We start from the raw sequence: 17565 nt of genomic DNA on the forward strand, positions 1-17565 counted from the left end.
CATGAAAGCTGCCGAAATCCGCGAGAAATTCCTCAAATTCTTCGAATCGAAGGGCCACACGATCGTCCGCTCGTCGAGCCTCGTGCCCGGTAACGACCCCACGCTGATGTTCACGAACTCGGGCATGGTCCAGTTCAAGGACGTCTTCCTCGGCACGGACCCGCGCCCGTACTCGCGCGCCACGACGGCGCAGCGCAGCGTGCGCGCGGGCGGCAAGCACAACGACCTCGAGAACGTCGGCTACACGGCGCGCCACCACACGTTCTTCGAGATGCTCGGCAACTTCTCGTTCGGCGACTACTTCAAGCACGACGCGATCAAGTTCGCGTGGGAGCTGCTGACCACGGTCTACCAGCTGCCGAAGGAAAAACTGTGGGTCACCGTCTACCAGGAAGACGACGAGGCATACGACATCTGGGCGAAGGAAGTCGGCGTGCCGACCGAGCGGATCATCCGGATCGGCGACAACAAGGGCGCGCGCTACGCATCGGACAACTTCTGGACGATGGGCGACACCGGCCCGTGCGGCCCGTGTACCGAGATCTTCTACGACCACGGCCCGGACGTGTGGGGCGGCCCGCCGGGATCGCCCGAAGAAGACGGCGACCGCTACATCGAGATCTGGAACCTCGTGTTCATGCAGTTCAACCGCGACGCGCAGGGCAACATGACGCGCCTGCCGAAGCAGTCGGTCGACACCGGCATGGGCCTCGAGCGTCTCGCCGCGGTGCTGCAGCACGTGCACAGCAACTACGAGATCGACCTGTTCCAGAACCTGATCAAGGCCGCCGCGCGCGTGACCGAGATCAGCGACCTCACGAACAACTCGCTGAAGGTGATCGCCGATCACATCCGCGCGTGCTCGTTCCTGATCGTCGACGGCGTGATTCCCGGCAACGAAGGCCGCGGCTACGTGCTGCGCCGGATCGTGCGCCGCGCGATCCGCCACGGCTACAAGCTGGGCCGCAAGGGCGCGTTCTTCCACAAGCTGGTGGCCGACCTCGTCGCCGAGATGGGCACCGCCTATCCGGAGCTGAAGGAAGCCGAACAGCGTGTGACCGACGTGCTGCGCCAGGAAGAGGAGCGCTTCTTCGAGACGATCGAGCACGGCATGTCGATCCTCGAGGCCGCGCTGGCCGACGTCGAAGCGAAGGGCGGCAAGGTGCTCGACGGCGAACTCGCGTTCAAGCTGCACGATACCTACGGCTTCCCGCTGGACCTGACGGCCGACGTGTGCCGCGAGCGCGGGATGACGGTCGACGAGCCGGCGTTCGACGACGCGATGGCGCGTCAGCGCGAGCAGGCGCGCGCGGCCGGCAAGTTCAAGGCCACGCAGGGCCTCGAATACTCGGGCGCGAAGACCACCTTCCACGGTTACGAGGAAATCGCGTTCGACGACGCGAAGGTCGTCGCGCTGTACGTCGACGGCTCGGCCGTCAACGAAGTGAAGGCCGGCCAGGATGCGGTCGTCGTGCTCGACCACACGCCGTTCTACGCGGAATCGGGCGGCCAGGTCGGCGACCAGGGCGTGCTCGCGAACGCCGCGACGCGCTTCGCGGTGGCCGACACGCTGAAGGTGCAGGCCGACGTGATCGGCCATCACGGCACGCTGGAGCAGGGCACGCTGAAGGTCGGCGACGTGCTGCGCGCGGAAATCGACGCGCAGCGCCGCGCGCGCACGCAGCGCAACCACTCGGCCACCCACCTGATGCACAAGGCGCTGCGCGAAGTGCTCGGCGCACACGTGCAGCAGAAGGGTTCGCTCGTCGACGCGGAAAAGACCCGCTTCGACTTCGCGCACAACGCACCGATGACCGACGACGAAATCCGTCGCGTCGAGCAGATCGTCAACAACGAGATCCTGGCGAACGCGCCGGGCATCGTGCGCGTGATGCCGTACGACGAAGCGGTGAAGGGCGGCGCGATGGCGCTGTTCGGCGAGAAGTACGGCGACGAAGTGCGCGTGCTCGACCTCGGCTTCTCGCGCGAACTGTGCGGCGGCACGCACGTGCACCGCACCGGCGACATCGGCCTGTTCAAGATCGTCGTCGAAGGCGGCGTCGCGGCCGGCATCCGCCGGGTCGAGGCAATCACCGGCGACAACGCGGTGCGCTATGTGCAGGAACTCGACGCACGCGTGAACGAAGCGGCCGCGGCGCTGAAGGCGCAGCCGTCGGAACTCACGCAGCGCATCGCGCAGGTGCAGGACCAGGTGAAGTCGCTCGAGAAGGAACTGGGCGCGCTGAAGTCGAAGCTCGCGTCGAGCCAGGGCGACGAGCTCGCGCAGCAGGCCGTCGAAGTCGGCGGCGTGTACGTGCTGGCCGCGACGCTCGACGGTGCCGACGCGAAGACGCTGCGCGAAACGGTCGACAAGCTGAAGGACAAGCTGAAGAGCGCGGCGATCGTGCTGGCGGCCGTCGAAGGCGGCAAGGTCAGCCTGATCGCGGGCGTCACGCCGGACGCGAGCAAGAAGGTCAAGGCCGGCGAGCTCGTGAACTTCGTCGCGCAGCAGGTCGGCGGCAAGGGCGGCGGCCGTCCGGACATGGCGCAGGCAGGCGGCACCGAGCCGGCGAACCTGCCGGGCGCGCTGGCCGGCGTGAAGGGCTGGGTCGAGGAACGGCTCTGATCGTTGCATGACCGATGCGATGCCGTCGCCCTGACGGCATCGCGTGAATCGAAAAACGACCCGATCGGCAGGCGCCGGTCGGGTCGTTTCGTTTGTGCGGTCGAGGCGTGTCGATCGATGCGGCGACGCGCGGGCACGGGTCAGGCCGGCACGGTCACCGTCGGCTTCGTCACGTCGCCGGGCTGCCGCGCGGTGTCGGTGAGCGCATCGCGCAGCGCGGCGAGCGCCGCCGACGCATAGCCCCGCCGCCACGCGAGCAGCGTGTCGATTCCTTCGAGTTCGGGAATCCTGTGCGCGGCGATGTTGCCCGTCTCGGGCTGCAGATCGAGCACCGAACGCGGCGCGACCGCGATGCCCGCGCCGGCCGCGACGCACGCGACGATCGCGTGATACGAGCCGAGCTCGAGCACGCGGGCCGGCTTCACGCCGTGCGCCGCGTACCACTGCTCGACGTACTTGCGATACGTGCAGCCGCGCTCGAACGCGATCAGCGTCGGCAGGATCACGTCGCGCGGCGTGCGCACCGGCGGATGGCCGCGCGGCGTGAGCAGCACGAGATCCTCGCGGAAGATCGGCACCGTCTCGAACGTGTCGGGCAGCATGTCCGGTTCGGGCGGGCGCGCGAACAGCGCGGCGTCGACCTCGAAGTCGCGTACGCGGTCGATCAGCCAGCCCGTCGTGCCCGTCAGCAATTCGAGCGACACGTCGGGCCACGCGTGGTGATAGCGCGCGAGGATGGTCGGCAGCCGGCTCGCGGCCGTGCTTTCCATCGTGCCGAGCCGCAGCCGCCCGCGCGGCGTGTCCTCGCGCACCGCGTCGCGCGCCTCGTCGGCGAGCGCGAGCAGGCGCTCCGCATACGGCAGCAGCGTCTGCCCGGCCGGCGTCAGCACGAGCCGGCGGCCGTCGCGCACGAACAGCGCCGCGCCGAGTTCCTCCTCCAGCTGCTTGATGCGCGTCGTGACGTTCGACTGCACGCGATTGAGCTTGGCCGCCGCGCGCGTCACGCCGTTCTCGCGCACGACCGCCCGGAAAATCGCCAGCGCCGCCAGGTCCATGATTCTCTCCGAGGGATGAGTCGATTCTTAATTATTCATTTTTCGAGAATGGTTGGTCAAGCTAGGATGGACCCATTCCGATTTCCGATCCGGCTGGCGCGCGCGAAGCGCCGGCCCATGCCGCCATGTCCCGCTTCGATGCTCCGCCCGCCGCCGCCCGCGTGCCTTCGTCCGACCAGGCCGACCGCCGCGCCCGCGCGGCCGCGCTCGCCTGCATGGTCGGGCTCGCCGTCGTGCTCGGCGTCGGCCGTTTCGCGTTCACGCCGCTGTTGCCGCTGATGCTCGCGGACGGCTCGATCGACCTGAAAGTCGGCGGCTGGCTTGCGTCCGCAAACTATGCGGGCTACTTCGTCGGCGCGGTCAGTTGCGCGGCGCTGCACGTCGCGCCGGCGCGGATGGTGCGCTTCGGGCTCGCGGCGACCGTGCTGCTGACCGCCGCGATGGGCATCGGTCACTGGCTGCCGGCGTGGCTCGTCGTGCGTTTCGTCGCGGGCGTCGTCAGCGCATGGACGTTCGTGTTCATGTCGCAATGGGGGTTGCGGCGTCTGGCCGAGCTGGCTGCGCCCGAATGGAGCGGGGTGATCTACGCGGGGCCGGGCGTCGGCATCGTGGTGACGGGGCTGATCGGCAGTGCGCTGGCCGGCCAGCATGCCGCGCTGGGCTGGCTGGGTTTCGCGGCGTTGTCGGCCGTCCTGTCGGTCGCGATCTGGCGCACGTTCGGTGCGGCGCCGGCCGTGGCGCACGCGCAGCCAACGTCGACCGCTGCCGCGCCCACCGGTGCGCCGGTCGCCCCGGCGGCGCGGGCCGCCCCGCGAAGCCGTCGCGCGGACGCCGCGTGGCTCGTCGTGCTGTACGGCGCACCGGGCTTCGGCTACATCATCACCGCGACGTTCCTGCCGGTGATCGCGCGCGCCGCGCTGCCGGCCGGTTCGCCGTGGCCCGACCTGTTCTGGCCGATGTTCGGCGCGGCGCTGATCGTCGGCGCGATCACCGCCGCGCGGCTACCTGGCCACTGGGACAACCGGCTGCTGCTGGCGGCCGGCTGCGCGACGCAGGCGCTCGGCATCGCGGCCGGGATCGTGTGGCCGAACGCGGCCGGCTTCTCGATCGGCAGCGCGTTGCTCGGCCTGCCGTTCACCGCGATCACGCTGTTCGCGATGCGCGAGGCGCGGCGCCTGCACGGCGAGCGCGCGGCCGGGCTGATGGGTTACGCGACCGCCTCGTATGGCGTCGGGCAGATCCTCGGGCCGCTCGTCGCGGCGCCGCTGGCCGCGCGCTTCGGGTCGTTTACGCCTGCGCTGTGGGTCGCGGTGGCCGCGCTGCTGATCGGTGCCGCCGGCTTCGCGGCGACCGCCGCGCGCGGGCGCCGATCATCCCGGCGCGGGTAGGGCCGGATCGTCTCGGGCGCGGGCAAACTCGCTAGAATGAAGCCTTTCCCGCGCCGAGCGGGTGCGCGGGCAGCCGGCAGGCGGCCGTCCGGCGCCCGCCAGATTCTCATCGATGACCACCGCCGACTACCGTTTTTGCCCGCGCTGCGCGAGCCCGCTCACCGAGCGGGCCGATCCCGAACATGAGGGCGGCCGCGTTCGCCAGGCATGCCCCGACGAGTCGTGCGGCTACGTGCACTGGAACAACCCGCTGCCGGTCGTCGCCGCGATCGTCGAACTCGACGGCAAGATACTGCTCGCGCGCAACGCGGCGTGGCCCGAAGGGATGTTCGCGCTGATCACCGGCTTTCTCGAAAACGGCGAGACGCCCGAGGACGGCATCGCGCGCGAGGTGTTCGAGGAAACCGCGCTGAAGGCCGAGCAGGTATCGCTCGTCGGCGTGTACGAATTCATCCGCAAGAACGAACTGATCATCGCGTACCACGTGCGGGCGTCGGGCACGGTGTCGTTGTCGCCGGAACTGCTCGAGTACAAGCTCGTTGATCCGCCGCTGCTGCGCCCGTGGCGCGCCGGCACGGGCGTCGCGCTCGCCGACTGGATGCGCGCGCGCGGCCTCGATTTCGAATTCGTCGACCGGCCGGGGCAGTGACGGGCCGGCCTGCCCGCAGGGTTTCATCCGCCGCGGCGCGCGCGATCGCGACGCGGCGCTTCGTCGCCGGCCGGCGCGCCGCGTCGTGCGGCCGCCACGCGTCGTCTTCGCCGCCGTCATCTCCATCGTTCCCTTCGCTTCCATCGTCCTGACCGCCATCGCCATGTCCGACAAGCCACAGCCGCGTCCGCGCGACGCCTATCGCCACTTCCTGCCGATCACGACCCGCTGGATGGACAACGACGTTTACGGGCACGTGAACAACGTCGTCTACTACAGCTACTTCGACACCGTCGTGAACGAGTACCTGATCCGCGCGGGCGTGCTCGACGTCGAGCACGGGCAGACGATCGGGCTGGTTGTCGAGACGCAGTGCAACTACTTCGCGCCGCTCGTGTTCCCGCAAGCGGTCGACGCGGGGCTGCGCGTCGTGAAGCTCGGCACGTCGAGCGTGCGCTACGAAGTCGGGCTGTTCGCGCAGGGCGATGCGTCACCCGCCGCGCAGGGGCACTTCGTGCACGTGTACGTCGATCGCGGCACGCGCCGTCCGGTGCCGCTGCCCGACGCGCTGCGCGCCGCGCTCGAACCGCTCGCCGCCTGACGCCACGCGGTGCACGCGTTCGCGCTCCAGGCCTTCAACGGCCTCAGCTACGGCTTGCTGCTGTTCCTGCTGTCGGCCGGCCTCACGCTGATCTTCAGCGTGCAGGGCGTGCTCAACTTCGCGCATGCGAGCTTCTACATGCTCGGTGCGTACGTCGGCTACGGCATCGCGGCCTGGGCGGGCTTCTGGTCCGCGCTCGTGCTCGCGCCGCTCGCGGTCGGGCTGCTCGGCGCCGGCTGCGAACGCGCGCTGCTGCGCCGTGTGCAGGCGCGCGGCCATACGAGCGAACTGCTGCTGACCTTCGGTCTCGCGTACCTGATCGGCGAGGGCGCGAAACTCGCGTGGGGCCTCGCGCCGCTGCCGGCGCCCGTGCCGCCGCTGTTCGACGGCGCGCCCGTGACCGTGTTCGGTCTCGCGTTGCCGCGCTACCGGCTGTTCATGATGGCGATGTCCACGACGATGCTGGTCGCGCTCGGCGTGCTGCTGCGTGCGTCGCGTATCGGGCTCGTCGTGCGCGCGGCGCTCACGCATCGCGCGGCCGTCGAGGCGCTCGGCTACGACGTGCCGCGCGTGATGACGGCGCTGTTCGGCGCGGGCACCGCGCTCGCGGCGCTGGCCGGCGTGATCGGTGCGCCGCTCGCGGTAATCGAGCCCGCGCTGGCCGAAACCGTCGGGTCGGTCGTGTTCGCGGTGGTCGTGATCGGCGGGCTCGGCTCGCTCGGCGGTGCGTTCGTCGCGTCGCTCGCGGTCGGTTTCGCGCAGACCTTCGCGGCGGCGAGCGACACGTCGCTGCGCGACCTCGTGCAATGGACGGGCATCGCGCTGCCGGATAGCGTCGCCGCCGTGTCGATCGCGCAACTGGCGCCGCTGGTGCCGTACCTGCTGCTCGTCGCGGTGCTGGTCGCGCGACCGCGCGGGTTGTTCGGCGAGCGTGTCGATGCATAGCCGCGCATTGGCCGGATCCGCGCGCTGGGCGCTGTTCGCCGCGTGCGTCGCGCTGCCCGCGTGGCTGTGGCCGCACGGCGCGGTGCTCGGCTATCTCGCGCAGACGGCCGCGCTCGTCGTGCTCGCGCTGTCGTACAACCTGCAGCTCGGCACGACCGGGCTGCTGTCGTTCGGGCATGCGGCGTTCGCGGGCCTCGGCGCGTTCGCGGCCGCCCACTGGTTCAATCACGTCGGCGGCCCGCTGCCGCTGTTGCCGCTCGTCGGCGGCGCGGCCGGCGCGGGCTTCGGGCTCGTCGCCGGGCTGCTGGCGACGCGCCGCTCCGGCACCGCGTTCGCGATGATCACGCTCGGGCTCGGCGAATGCGTCGCGGCGGCCGCGTGGAGCGTGCCCGCGTGGTTCGGCGGCCTCGGCGGCGTGCCGATCGACCGGGCGAGCGGCGCGTCGTGGGGCAACGGCTATTTCGGCGCGCCGGCGCACGCGTATGCGGTGATCGCCGCGTGGTGCGTCGTGTCGGCGTGCGCGATGCATGCGTTGACGCGCACGCCGCTCGCGCGGCTCGCGAACGCGGTGCGCGACAACCCGGCGCGCGTCGCGGCGCTCGGCACCGATCCGCGCCGCGTGCGGCTCGCGATGGTGACCTGCGCATCGTTCTTCGCCGGCATCGCCGGCACGCTGACGCTGATCGACGTCGAAATCGCGACGCCCGACAGCGTGTCGATGGCGCGCTCGGCGACCGTGCTGATCGCCGCGGTGATCGGCGGCACCGGCGCATTCTTCGGGCCCGCGGTCGGCGCGGCCGTGCTGACCGCGCTGAGTATCGTCGTCGCGGGCGTGTCGCGCGCGTGGGCGCTGTATCTCGGCGTGTTGTTCGTCGCGGTCGTCGTGGCCGCGCCGGGCGGGATCGCCGGCATTGCGCAAACGCTCGCGCATGCGCTGCGCCGCGGCGCGCCGGCGGCCGAGCGGTGGCGCGTGCTGTGCGGCGTCGGCGCGTGTGCGTTCTGGGGCGTCGCGATCGTCTGCGCGGCCGAGCTCGGCTATGCGTGGCGGTTCGCGCAGGACGACGGCACGGGCTTCGCGTTCGGCGCGTGGGGCATCGATGCCGATACGCCGGTCGGCTGGGCCGTCGCATGCTCGGCGGCCGGCATCGGCACACTGCTGTGGGGCTGGCGCGCGCGGTTCGCGCATGACGCGGCAGCGACTCCGCGGGAGGACGCGCGATGAACGGCAACGCGATCGCGCTTCACGGCGTCGTGCAGCGCTTCGGCGCGCAGACGGTGCTCGACGGTGTGGATTTGAGCATCGCGGCCGGCGAGCGTCACGCGCTGATCGGGCCGAACGGCGCAGGCAAGTCGACGTTGTTCGGCGTGATCGCCGGGGCGACGCGGCCGACGCGCGGGCGTGTCGTGCTGCACGGCGTCGAGCTGCGCGGACGCGGGCCCGTCGTCGCGAGCCGCCTCGGCATCGGCCGCAGTTTTCAGCAGACGAGCGCGTTCGCGCGGCTGACCGTATTCGACAATCTGCGCTGCGCGGCGCTGCATGCGCCGGCCGAACGGCGGCGCTGGTGGAACCGGCTGCGCGAATCGGCGTCGATCGATCTCGCGGCCGCGCGCGTGCTGCACGACGTCGGCCTCGACACGCGGCGCGACACGCCGGCCGGCGAACTGAGCTATGCGGAGCAGCGCGCGCTCGATCTCGGGATCGCGCTTGCAAGCGGCGCGCGTACGCTGCTGCTCGACGAGCCGACGGCCGGCATGAGCCGCGCGCAGGCGGCGCGGATGATCGCGCTGATCCGCGCGACGACGCAGGGCCGCACCGTGCTGATGATCGAGCACGACATGGACGCGGTGTTCGGGTTCGCCGAACGCATCACGGTGCTCGTGCGCGGCGCGGTGGTCGCGACCGGCGCGCCCGACGCGATCCGCGCCGATTCGCGCGTGCGGGCCGCGTACCTGGGCGAGGGCGCGACATGAGCGCCGTGCTCGACATTCGCGGGCTGCGCGCGTGGTACGGGGCGCAGCCCGTGCTCGACGGCATCGATCTCGCGCTCGCGCCGGGCGAGACGCTCGCGCTGCTCGGTCGCAACGGCTCGGGGCGTTCGACGCTCGCGAAGGCCGTGATGGGGCTCGTACGCACGGCCGGCTCGGTGCGCATCGCCGGCGCCGAATGCACAGGCGCGCGCACGTTCGAAATCGCGCGGCGCGGCGTCGCTTACGTGGCTGAAAGCCGCGACGTGTTCCCGCTGCTGACCGTGCGCGACAACCTGCGGCTCGGTTTGCGCGGCGCGCGCGGCACGGCCGAACGCGCGGCGCTCGACCGCCTGCTCGACCGGTTTCCGCTGCTGGCCGCACGCGCGGACGTGAAGGCGGGGCGGCTGTCGGGCGGCGAGCAGCAGGTGCTCGCGCTGGTGCGCGCGCTCGCCGGCCGCCCGCGCGTGCTGATCGTCGACGAGCCGGCCGAAGGGCTCGCGCCGCTCGCGGTCGACGAAGTCGGCGCGTGCCTTGCCGCGCTGCAGGCCGACGGCGTCGCGATCGTGCTGATCGAGCAGCGGTTGCAGCTCGCGCCGCGGCTCGCGCGGCGCGTGGCGGTGATGGGGCGGGGACGGATCGTCTACGACGGCGCGCTCGACGGGCTGGGCGGCGAAGTCGCCCACGCATGGCTGAGCGCCGGCTGACGACGCCCGATCGATTGTTCGGCAAACTCCGCCAGTCAATTCGCTTCAAGCAGCTTTATCGCTGCGGTGCCGCACAAGTACATTGCCAGTCAGGCCGGTCGCCATCGCGACGCAACGATGCAACGACGCATTACCGCCTTGCTGCGGCAACCGGCACCATCCATCGAACGTCTTCGGACTGGAGAATGAAATCATGAGCAAGCTGGCAGGCAAGGTCGCGATCGTCACGGGCGCATCGAAGGGCATCGGCGCGGCAATCGCGAAGGCACTGGCCGACGAAGGCGCAGCGGTCGTCGTCAACTACGCGAGCAGCAAGGCAGGCGCGGACGCGGTCGTCAGCGCGATCACCGAAGCGGGCGGCCGCGCGGTCGCGGTCGGCGGCGACGTATCGAAGGCCGCCGACGCGCAACGCATCGTCGATACGGCGATCGAAACGTATGGCCGTCTCGACGTGCTCGTCAACAATTCGGGCGTGTACGAATTCGCGCCGATCGAAGCGATCACCGAGGAACACTATCGCCGGCAGTTCGACACGAACGTGTTCGGCGTGCTGCTGACCACGCAGGCGGCCGTCAAGCATCTCGGCGAAGGCGCGAGCATCATCAACATCAGTTCGGTCGTGACCAGCATCACGCCGCCGGCCAGCGCCGTGTACAGCGGCACGAAGGGCGCGGTCGACGCGATCACCGGCGTGCTCGCGCTCGAACTCGGCCCGCGCAAGATCCGCGTGAACGCGATCAACCCGGGGATGATCGTGACCGAGGGCACGCACAGCGCGGGCATCATCGGCTCCGATCTGGAAGCGCAGGTGCTCGGCCAGACGCCGCTCGGCCGCCTCGGCGAGCCGAACGACATCGCGTCGGTCGCCGTGTTCCTCGCGTCGGACGATGCGCGCTGGATGACTGGCGAGCACCTCGTCGTGAGCGGCGGGTTGAACTGATCGTCCGCGGTACCGCGCGAACGGTGGGTGGGCGCCGTTCGCGCCGCTACGCGCTCATCGCCAGCGCATTCGCGCCGACGTGCCACCGCAAACATTCGACGACGAGCGCGTGATCGGCTTCGGAGCCGAGCCCCGCGATCGTCATCGCGCCGACGATGCCGGCGCCGGCGATCCGCAACGGCACGCCGCCGCCGTCGAGCGCGTAGTCGTCGTCCGACAGGCCCTGCGACCGCAGCGACCAGCCGGCCCGCCGAAAGCGCGCGCCGACCGCGAGCGAACTCTGGCCGAACCGCAGCACCGTGTTCTGCCGGCGGCGGATCGCGTCGCTGTCGTGCGCGTCGCTGCCGTCGAGCGCGCAGTAGAACAGCGGCGCCTGCTCGCCGACGATGCTGACCGCGATCGGCAGCCCGCGTCGCGACGCGAGGTTGACCGCGATTTCTCCCATGCGGCGCGCGGCGGCCGCGTTGAAGTGCGGCAGCGCCGGATTCGACGCATCGTCGTCGAAGGCGTGGGGTTCGAGGCGAAAGGGGGGCGTCACCATGGCGGCTCCGTAGCGTTGCCGGCGCTGTCCGCGCGCGCCGGGCGTCGCATCGTCACGGGCCGCGCGCGGGCCCGTGTTTCGTTCAGTGCTTCGGTGTTTCGGCACTTCAGCGCTTCAACGCTTCAGCGTTTCGGCGTCGCATCGAGCATCCACTCGTGCGCGGGATCGTTCTTGAACGCCCATGCGCGGCTGGGGCCCGCCATCACGTTCAGGTAGTACAGGTTGTAGCCGTGAGGCGCGACGACCGGGTGGTAACCGCGCGGCACCATCACGACGTCGTGGTTCTCGACCGCGCATGCCTCGTCGAGACTGCGGTCGTCGGTGTACACGCGCTGGAACGCGAAACCCTGCGGCGGCTCGATCCGGTGATAGTAGGTTTCCTCGAGCGAGGTTTCGTCGGGCGCCGCGTCGCGGTCGTGCTTGTGCGGCGGATAGCTGCTCGAATGGCTGGCCGGCGTGACGACTTCGACGACCAGCAGCCGGTCGGCGGCCGGATTGTCGCCCATCAGGATGTCGCACACATAGCGCGTGTTGGTGCCCTGGCCGCGTACCGAGCGGCGCATCCGCTCGCCGTCGAGGCGCCGTACCGGCTTGTCGCCGCTCGCGTACGGCGCGGTGCACAGCGCGACTTCCGCATCGCGCGTCGCGACCAGCGTGACGGTCTTGCCGCCCGGCACGTACAGCGCGTCCGGCGACACGTCCTCGAACACGCTGTCGCGCTTGCCGAGCGCATCGTAGGTTGCGCCGTCGACGTCCGCGCGCACCGTGCCCGTGAGCACCACGACGCACAGTTCGCGCGTGCCGGTGTCGAGCGTTTCGGTGTCGCCGGCCTTCAGGCGCAGCGCGCGAAAGCCGACGTGCTGCCAGCCGGCCGATTCGGGCGTGACGTTGCAGATTTCGCGGTCGGCGGATGCCTTGACCAGCAGGGGAGAAATCGTCATGAAAGGGGTCTCCGCAATAGGGTAGGGCTCGAGCGCTCACGCGCCCTCGTGCGGGCTCACGCGCTCAACCGGTCGACGATCGCGCGCAGCGACTCGTAGCCCTTCTTCGCATACGCGTAGCTCGGCGCGACGGCCGGATCCTGCTCGGCCTCGACGACGAGCCAGCCTTCGTAGCCGGCGTCCTTCAGCGTGCGCAGCGTCGCGTCGTAGTCGAGCGCGCCGTCGCCCGGCACCGTGAAGGTGCCGTTGATCACGCCGTTCAGGAAGCTCCAGCCGTCGTTGCGCGCCTGGTTGACCACCTGCGGCCGCACGTCCTTGCAATGCACGTGCGCCACGCGCGATACGTGCTTCTTCAGCAGTGCGACCGGGTCGGCCGCGCCGCCGAAATACGCGTGGCCGGTGTCGAACAGCAGGAACACCTTCGCCGGATCGGTCAGCGCCATCAACCGGTCGACGTCGTCCGGCGATTCGACGTACGCGCCCATGTGGTGATGGTAGGCAAGCCGGATCCCGTACGTGTCGAGCAGGTGCGCGCCGAACGCATCGAGGCGCGCGGCATAGCGCCGCCACGCTGCGTCGTCGACGAAACGCGGCCGCTTCGCGACCGGCGTGTCGATGCTGCCCTGGATCGTGCCCGCGCACTCGCCGTACACGACCACCGTCACGTCGTTGTACTGCAGCTTCGTCATGTGCGCGCGGCAGCGCTCGATTTCGGCGGCGACCGCATCGGCGTCGGTCATGCCCGGCGCGAGCTCCGCGAGGAAGCCCGAATACCAGCCCGACACGCATACGAGCCCGAATTCGGCGAGTTTCGCCTTCAGTTCGGGGCCGGTCTTCGGAAACTTGTTGCCGAGCTCGAAGCCCGCATAGCCGATTTCGGCGCCTTCCTTCAGCGCCGTTTCGAGCGGCGTCTCGCCGCCGAGCGACGGCAGGTCGTCGTTCATCCACGACAGGGGGTTGATACCGATGCGGACGTTCCAGCTCATGACGTGCTTCCTTGATTCGAATGTTGTTGTCTCGGCGCGGCCGATGGAAAGGGGGCGGCTCAGCGTCGCTGGCGGGTTTTCGCGTCGAGATACGCGCGGTGTGCGTCCACGACGCCCGCGCGTTCGGACACCTGCGGCACCGCGACTTCCCACCATGCGCCGCCGTCGTCGGTCGTGCGACGGTGCGTGGTGTCGATCACGAGCACCTGGCTCTTCTTCGCCGCGCGGGCGCGTTTCATTTCGTCGCGCAATTCGCCGATGTCGCGCACGTGCACGGCTTCGGCGCCCATCGCGCGCGCGTGCATCGCGAAGTCGATCGTCGAGCGTTCGCCGCCTTCGGGCACGCAGTCGTCGAGCATGTTGTTGAAGCTCGCGCCGCCGCAATTCAGTTGCAGCCGCTCGATGCAGCCGTAGCCGCGGTTGTCGAGGATCACGACGATCAGCTTGCGGCCGAGCATCACGGAGGTCGCGAGTTCGGCGTTGAGCATCATGTACGAGCCGTCGCCGACGATCACGATCACTTCGCGCTCGGGCCGCGCGAGCTTCGCGCCGAGGCCGCCCGCGACTTCGTAGCCCATGCACGAATACGCGTAATCCATGTGGTAGTTGCCCGGCACGCCGCTGCGCCACAGCTTGTGCAACTCCGCCGGCAGCGTGCCGGCCGCGCACACGACGAGATCGTCGCGCGCGCTGTCGAGGCCCGCGTCGGCCGCGGAGTCGCGCACCGCGCCGATCACTTCCGCGTCGTACGGCAGCGTGTCCGTCGGAATCCGCGTGGTCAGCTCCGTCACGCGCGCGTTCCACGCGGCGGCCTGGTCGCGGCTCGCGGCGGTCCACGCCGGGTCGGCGCGCCAGCCGGCCAGCGCGGCCGACAATTGGCCGAGGCCCGTGCGCGCATCGGCCACCAGTTGCCGGCCGCGTTTCTTGCCCGCGTCGAACGGCTGCACGTTCAGGCTCAGCAGCGTCGCGTCGCCGTAGAGCGCGTGCGAACCGGTCGTGAAATCCTGCAGCCGCGTGCCGACCGCGAACACGACGTCGGCCTGCGCGGCCGCGCGGTTCGCGGCGGGCGAGCCCGTCACGCCGATCGAGCCGAGGTTCAGCGGGTGATCCCACGCGAGGCTGCCCTTGCCGGCCTGCGATTCGGCGACCGGTACGCCATGCGTGTCGGCGAACGCGCGCAGCGCGTCCCACGCCTGGCTGTACAGCACGCCGCCGCCGGCGACGATCAGCGGCTTCTTCGCGGCCTTCAGCACGTCGAGCGCATCGGCGAGCTCGAGCGCGTCGGCCGGCGGCCGGCGCATCCGGATCAGCGGCGGCGCGAAGAACGCCTCGGGCCAGTCGTACGCGAAGGTCTGCACGTCCTGCGGCAGCGCGAGACAGACGGGGCCGCACTGCGCGGGATCGGTCATCACCTGGATCGCGCGCGGCAGCGCGACGAGCAGTTGCTCGGGCGACGTGATGCGGTCGAAGTAGCGTGTCACGGGCCGGAAGCAGTCGTTCGCGCTGACGTCGCCCTGTTCGAAATCCTCGACCTGCTGCAACACGGGGTCGGGCAGCCGCGACACGAACACGTCGCCGGGCAGCAGCAGCAGCGGCAGGCGGCCGACGTGCGCGAGCGCGGCCGAGGTCAGCATGTTGGTCGCGCCGGGGCCGATGCTCGACGTCGCGGCCATCATCCGCTGGCGGAAATTCGCCTTCGCGAACGCGACGGCCGCGTTGGCCATTCCTTGTTCGTTGTGTGCGCGAAACGTCGGCAGCCGATCCTTCTCCGCGTGCAGCGCTTCGCCGAGCCCGGCCACGTTGCCGTGGCCGAAGATCGCGAATACGCCGCCGCAGTACGGCAGGATCTCGGTGCGGCCGTCGGGCTGGACGACTTCGGCGCGCAGGGCGGCCAGGTAGCGCACGAGCGCCTGGCTGACGGTCAGTCTTACGGTGGTGGTCATCGTCGGTCGATAGAGAGAAGTCGGGTGGTCGTCACGAACGGAGGCATCAGGCCGCGGCGGCGCGGGCGGCGGCCCGGCGGCCGAGCCACGCGTCGACCAGTTGCGCGAAATTGCCGGCCACTTCGTCGATCAGCGCCTGATCGTCGATCCGGCCCGCGAACCAGTTCAGCGACGCATCGGCCCACAGCGTGCGGCCGACCATGAAGCCCTTGACGATCGGGTTGGTCGCCGAGCGGAAGCTGTCGACGAGGTATTGCAGCGGCTGGTTCAGCCCGAGGATCACCGCGCCGCGGCAATACGGGTCGCGCTCGGCGATCAGCGCGGCGAGCCGCGTCCAGCCGTCGGCGGTGAGCGGCGTGAGCTTCCACCATTCGGGTTTCACGCCGAGGTTGTAGAAGCGCGCGACGGTGCGCAGCACCGCGTCGTCCTCGGTGCCGGCCGGCGTGACCGCGCGCGGCGGAATCATTTCCAGCAGCAGCTCGTTGCCGCTCGCACGCGTGGCTTCCCACAGTTCCAGCACGCGCTGCTCCTGCTCGACGCGCAGGTCGACGGGGTCGTCGGGGTGATAGTGAACCAGGCACTTCACGACCTGTTCGGTCGGCCAGTGCGTGAGCGACGAGCCGACCGAGCGCGTGTCGTCGAACCGCAGCGGGCGCGAGCCCGGCAGCTCGACCGGACGGCCGACCCACCAGCCGCGCCCGGTGGCCGACGCGAGCGCGTCGCTACCGTACGCGCCGCCGTCGATCAGCACGCCGACGTGGCCGGCGATGCCGCGATCGCGCTCGACCTGTTCGACCGCGCGCACGAGCAGGCGCTTCAGCGTCTTGATCCGCGCTTCGTCCGCGCCGGCCTGCACCGCGAGCTCGTAGAACTGGCTGCGATGGTCGAACGCCATCACGCACAGGTCGTCCCAGTCGCGGCGCGGCACCGTCACGCGATGCAGGTGCGCGAGCGTGCGGTCGGCATCGACTACCGGATTGCGGCTGCCGTCGAACCAGTGCGCGAGTTCGGCCGGCGTCGGCATCGCGGCCGAGCACGCGTGGCGCGACACGACGATCGCGCCGCACGCGTTCGCGATGCGCGTCGATTCGGCCCAGTCGCGCCCGCGCAGCAGCCCCGACAGCAGGCCCGACAGGAATGCGTCGCCCGCGCCGAGCACGTTGAGCACCTCGACGCGCTCGCCGAGAAAGGTCGGCGCAGCGTCGATGCTGGCCGGAATGTCGCCTTCGATCACGCAACAGCCGAGCGCACCGCGCTTGACGACCAGCGTCGCGTTCGTGATCGCGCGCACCGCCTGCAACGACCCGATCAGGTCGTGCGGCACGCCGCCCGCGATCAGGAATTCTTCCTCCGTGCCGACCAGCAGGTCGAATTCGCCGAGCACCTGCTGCAACTGCCGCGTCACCTGCGCGTCGGGCACGTAGCGGTTTTCGCCGGCGCCGCGTGCGGTCAGTCCCCACAGCACCGGCCGGTAGTCGATGTCGAGGATGCGCACCGTGCCGTGGCTGCGCGCATACGTCAACGCGGTCAGCGACGCCTCGCGCGTACCCGGCGTCGACAGATGCGTGCCGGTGATCGCGAGCGCGCGGCAACCGGCGATGAAGTCCTCGCGGATCTCGTCGGCGCGCACGGCCATGTCCGCGCAGTTCTCGCGCACGAACAGCAGCGGAAACGTATCGCGATCCTTCAGCCCGAGCAGCACCAGCGCGGTGAGGCGCTCGCGGTCGGTCTGCAACTGGCTCGTGTCGCAGCCTTCGCGCTCGAGCGTCTCGCGCAGGAAGCGGCCCATCTGCTCGTCGCCGACGCGCGAAATCATCGCGGTCTTCAGCCCGAGCCGCGCGACGCCGAACGCGACGTTGCCCGACGAGCCGCCGAGATACATCTGGAAGCTGCGCGCGTCCTCGAGGCGGCTGCCGTACTGCTGCGCATAGAGATCCACGGCCACGCGGCCGAGGCAGGCGAGATCGATGGGGCGGTCACTCGGAAAGTTCAGCAGGCTCATATCACGTGTCACGCTCGCGGCCGGCGTTCGGCGCTGCCGGCAGATTAGGGGACCGATCCGGCGACGGCTGTCCGCAGCAGGTGCTGCACGACGCGAGGCTGCCTGTCGCCGGGATTCGGGCTACGGAACGGAGTCTAGACTTTTTGGAAATCCAGTTCCCTAGGTGAAATCACGTAGAAATAAATTTCCAAATTTTCGAGGAAGTGATCTACAGTTTCATCCGGATGCTTCAGTCCCGATCGGACCCGATCGGACTCGGCCCGGCGGCGCGCAACG

General features: G+C 70.3%; 15 protein-coding genes. 9 read left to right on the forward strand and 6 right to left on the reverse strand.

Annotation, left to right across the window (positions count from 1 at the left end):
• The first annotated feature begins 1 nt into the window (after position 1).
• Positions 2-2626, forward strand: coding sequence for an alanine--tRNA ligase (gene alaS, locus DFS13_RS26805; protein WP_034200685.1), 2625 nt, complete (start codon positions 2-4; stop codon positions 2624-2626).
• Positions 2627-2766: 140 nt separating this feature from the next.
• On the opposite strand, the gene DFS13_RS26810 is transcribed toward alaS, so the two are convergent.
• Positions 2767-3681: a LysR family transcriptional regulator gene (locus tag DFS13_RS26810; protein WP_006489674.1), complete on the reverse strand. Its 915-nt coding sequence runs from the start codon at positions 3679-3681 to the stop codon at positions 2767-2769.
• 125 nt (positions 3682-3806) lie between these two features.
• Between DFS13_RS26810 and DFS13_RS26815 the strand changes: the two genes are divergently transcribed.
• The 8 genes from DFS13_RS26815 to DFS13_RS26850 all read left to right on the forward strand — a co-directional run bounded on the left by DFS13_RS26815 (position 3807) and on the right by DFS13_RS26850 (position 10876).
• A complete protein-coding gene (locus DFS13_RS26815) occupies positions 3807-5069 on the forward strand; it encodes a YbfB/YjiJ family MFS transporter (RefSeq protein ID WP_111442305.1) in 1263 nt (420 codons plus the stop codon).
• Between the two features lie 112 nt (positions 5070-5181).
• Positions 5182-5718 (forward strand): NUDIX domain-containing protein, encoded by a 537-nt coding sequence (locus DFS13_RS26820; protein WP_060263236.1) that lies wholly within the window; start codon positions 5182-5184, stop codon positions 5716-5718.
• A gap of 163 nt (positions 5719-5881) precedes the next feature.
• Positions 5882-6319: a thioesterase family protein gene (locus tag DFS13_RS26825; RefSeq protein WP_006485994.1), complete on the forward strand. Its 438-nt coding sequence runs from the start codon at positions 5882-5884 to the stop codon at positions 6317-6319.
• 9 nt (positions 6320-6328) lie between these two features.
• Positions 6329-7264 (forward strand): branched-chain amino acid ABC transporter permease, encoded by a 936-nt coding sequence (locus DFS13_RS26830; protein ID WP_058901373.1) that lies wholly within the window; start codon positions 6329-6331, stop codon positions 7262-7264.
• Positions 7257-8486, forward strand: a complete 1230-nt coding sequence (locus tag DFS13_RS26835) for a branched-chain amino acid ABC transporter permease (RefSeq protein ID WP_111442306.1) — start codon at positions 7257-7259, stop codon at positions 8484-8486. Before DFS13_RS26830 ends, DFS13_RS26835 begins: the two co-directional genes overlap by 8 nt.
• Positions 8483-9235, forward strand: coding sequence for an ABC transporter ATP-binding protein (locus DFS13_RS26840; RefSeq protein ID WP_111442307.1), 753 nt, complete (start codon positions 8483-8485; stop codon positions 9233-9235). The genes DFS13_RS26835 and DFS13_RS26840 overlap by 4 nt, the downstream gene beginning before the upstream one ends.
• Positions 9232-9936: an ABC transporter ATP-binding protein gene (locus tag DFS13_RS26845; protein WP_111442308.1), complete on the forward strand. Its 705-nt coding sequence runs from the start codon at positions 9232-9234 to the stop codon at positions 9934-9936. Before DFS13_RS26840 ends, DFS13_RS26845 begins: the two co-directional genes overlap by 4 nt.
• Positions 9937-10129: 193 nt before the next feature.
• Positions 10130-10876 (forward strand): SDR family NAD(P)-dependent oxidoreductase, encoded by a 747-nt coding sequence (locus DFS13_RS26850; RefSeq protein ID WP_006481604.1) that lies wholly within the window; start codon positions 10130-10132, stop codon positions 10874-10876.
• Between the two features lie 46 nt (positions 10877-10922).
• Here the strand turns inward: DFS13_RS26850 and DFS13_RS26855 are convergent, their stop codons facing one another.
• The 5 genes from DFS13_RS26855 to iolC form a co-directional block, all read right to left on the reverse strand.
• Entirely contained in the window at positions 10923-11417 is a 495-nt protein-coding gene (locus tag DFS13_RS26855) for a heme-degrading domain-containing protein (RefSeq protein ID WP_006497766.1), read from the reverse strand.
• Between the two features lie 122 nt (positions 11418-11539).
• Complete coding sequence (gene iolB / locus DFS13_RS26860) at positions 11540-12358, reverse strand: 5-deoxy-glucuronate isomerase (protein ID WP_111442309.1); 819 nt, start codon at positions 12356-12358, stop codon at positions 11540-11542.
• A gap of 56 nt (positions 12359-12414) precedes the next feature.
• Positions 12415-13344: a myo-inosose-2 dehydratase gene (gene iolE / locus DFS13_RS26865; RefSeq protein WP_006481603.1), complete on the reverse strand. Its 930-nt coding sequence runs from the start codon at positions 13342-13344 to the stop codon at positions 12415-12417.
• A gap of 59 nt (positions 13345-13403) precedes the next feature.
• Positions 13404-15287 carry a 3D-(3,5/4)-trihydroxycyclohexane-1,2-dione acylhydrolase (decyclizing) gene (gene iolD / locus DFS13_RS26870; RefSeq protein WP_006494057.1) on the reverse strand — a complete coding sequence of 628 codons (1884 nt, stop codon included), beginning with the start codon at positions 15285-15287 and terminating at the stop codon, positions 13404-13406.
• A 46-nt stretch (positions 15288-15333) separates the two neighbouring features.
• The gene (gene iolC, locus DFS13_RS26875) at positions 15334-17289 is read right to left on the reverse strand and encodes a 5-dehydro-2-deoxygluconokinase (RefSeq protein WP_043205825.1); all 1956 of its coding nucleotides are present in this window, start codon (positions 17287-17289) and stop codon (positions 15334-15336) included.
• Positions 17290-17565 lie beyond the last annotated feature (276 nt).

Origin of the sequence: Burkholderia sp. 28_3 (assembly GCF_003253915.1) — a bacterium.
In the GTDB taxonomy this organism is placed as follows: domain Bacteria; phylum Pseudomonadota; class Gammaproteobacteria; order Burkholderiales; family Burkholderiaceae; genus Burkholderia; species Burkholderia cenocepacia.

Coding starts and splice junctions, on each gene's coding strand:
- DFS13_RS26820 (WP_060263236.1), top strand. CDS start 5,182: ATGACCACCGCCGACTACCGTTTTTGCCCGCGCTGCGCGAGCCCGCTC.
- iolB (WP_111442309.1), bottom strand. CDS start 12,358: ATGACGATTTCTCCCCTGCTGGTCAAGGCATCCGCCGACCGCGAAATC.
- DFS13_RS26855 (WP_006497766.1), bottom strand. CDS start 11,417: ATGGTGACGCCCCCCTTTCGCCTCGAACCCCACGCCTTCGACGACGAT.
- iolD (WP_006494057.1), bottom strand. CDS start 15,287: ATGACCACCACCGTAAGACTGACCGTCAGCCAGGCGCTCGTGCGCTAC.
- DFS13_RS26825 (WP_006485994.1), top strand. CDS start 5,882: ATGTCCGACAAGCCACAGCCGCGTCCGCGCGACGCCTATCGCCACTTC.
- iolE (WP_006481603.1), bottom strand. CDS start 13,344: ATGAGCTGGAACGTCCGCATCGGTATCAACCCCCTGTCGTGGATGAAC.
- DFS13_RS26815 (WP_111442305.1), top strand. CDS start 3,807: ATGTCCCGCTTCGATGCTCCGCCCGCCGCCGCCCGCGTGCCTTCGTCC.
- DFS13_RS26810 (WP_006489674.1), bottom strand. CDS start 3,681: ATGGACCTGGCGGCGCTGGCGATTTTCCGGGCGGTCGTGCGCGAGAAC.
- DFS13_RS26835 (WP_111442306.1), top strand. CDS start 7,257: ATGCATAGCCGCGCATTGGCCGGATCCGCGCGCTGGGCGCTGTTCGCC.
- iolC (WP_043205825.1), bottom strand. CDS start 17,289: ATGAGCCTGCTGAACTTTCCGAGTGACCGCCCCATCGATCTCGCCTGC.
- alaS (WP_034200685.1), top strand. CDS start 2: ATGAAAGCTGCCGAAATCCGCGAGAAATTCCTCAAATTCTTCGAATCG.
- DFS13_RS26850 (WP_006481604.1), top strand. CDS start 10,130: ATGAGCAAGCTGGCAGGCAAGGTCGCGATCGTCACGGGCGCATCGAAG.
- DFS13_RS26840 (WP_111442307.1), top strand. CDS start 8,483: ATGAACGGCAACGCGATCGCGCTTCACGGCGTCGTGCAGCGCTTCGGC.
- DFS13_RS26845 (WP_111442308.1), top strand. CDS start 9,232: ATGAGCGCCGTGCTCGACATTCGCGGGCTGCGCGCGTGGTACGGGGCG.